Origin of the sequence: Cryobacterium aureum (genome assembly GCF_002954245.1) — a bacterium.
Taxonomy (GTDB): domain Bacteria; phylum Actinomycetota; class Actinomycetes; order Actinomycetales; family Microbacteriaceae; genus Cryobacterium; species Cryobacterium aureum.
The window spans coordinates 1-1061 of the sequence record NZ_PPTG01000032.1 but is presented as its reverse complement, the minus strand read 5'-3'; the positions used below and the strand labels follow the sequence as shown (position 1 = coordinate 1061).

Annotated in this window: 1 protein-coding gene; it reads left to right on the top strand. The window is 61.2% G+C overall.

All coding sequences use genetic code 11. The features are described 5' to 3' along the window. Positions 1-1025: integrase core domain-containing protein (locus CJ028_RS13090; RefSeq protein WP_105035685.1), on the top strand; the 1025-nt coding region annotated here is incomplete at its 5' end. Positions 1026-1061 lie beyond the last annotated feature (36 nt).

The following is a 1061-nucleotide window of genomic DNA, read 5'->3' as shown; positions in this document are numbered from 1 at the left end:
GACCCCAGACGTCGCCGGCGAAGACAACGGAATTTATCGAACAGCTCGCTCTGACGATTCGCGCAAAGCAGAAGAAGGAAGGCTGGGACTACGGCCCGTTGACCGTGAAATGGGAGCTGGAAGCTCAAGGGTTTATCGCTCCCTCCCGGGCAACTCTGGCCCGAATTTTCACCCGCAACGGCGTTGTGACTCCACAGCCAAAGAAGCGCCCGAGGTCCTCGTGGAAACGATTCTGCTACGCCCGCCCGAACGACCTCTGGCAGATGGACGCCACCGAATGGGTCCTTGCGACGGGCCTGAAAGCAGTGATTTTTCAGCTCACCGATGACCACTCCCGACTCGCAGTCGCCTCTCTCGCGGCTCGTTCAGAGAACGCCCACGACGCCATCCAAGTCACCCTGACCGGCATCGCCCGCCACGGAGTTCCCGTCCGCTTGCTCACCGACAATGGGGTGGCGTTCAACCCGTCCCGGCGCGGCTGGGTCGGCGCCCTGGTAACCGTCGCCAAGAATCACGGAATCACCCCGATCTCGTCGTCCGTGAACCATCCACAAACTCAAGGCAAGAACGAACGCGGCCACTCAACACTCAAACAGTGGCTACGCGCTCACCCCAGAGCGCGCAGCCTCAAAGAACTCCAAAAGCAACTCGACACCTACGACGAGCACTACAACACACGACGCCCCCATCAAAGCCTCGACGGAGCCACTCCCTACGCCCGCTACACGGCCACCGTCAAGGCACCCGAACCCCTGCGACCCGAACCCGACAAGGCACTCAACGACACCAAAAGCGTGATCCGCACGGTCCGCGCCGACGCCATCCTCAACGTCGCCTACATCCGGATTCAAATGGGCAAGGAGAACATCGGCGAGACCTTCCACGTGCTCTACGACACCACCACTATCCGCGTCTTCACCGCCCGTGGACTCTTGATCCAAGAGCACCCACGACCACCACGCGGCACCTACATCCCCAACGGCAAACCCCGCGGGTTCCTCGCCAAACCACCCACGATGACCTGAGACATCAACTGCCCACGATGTCGTGAGACATCACAG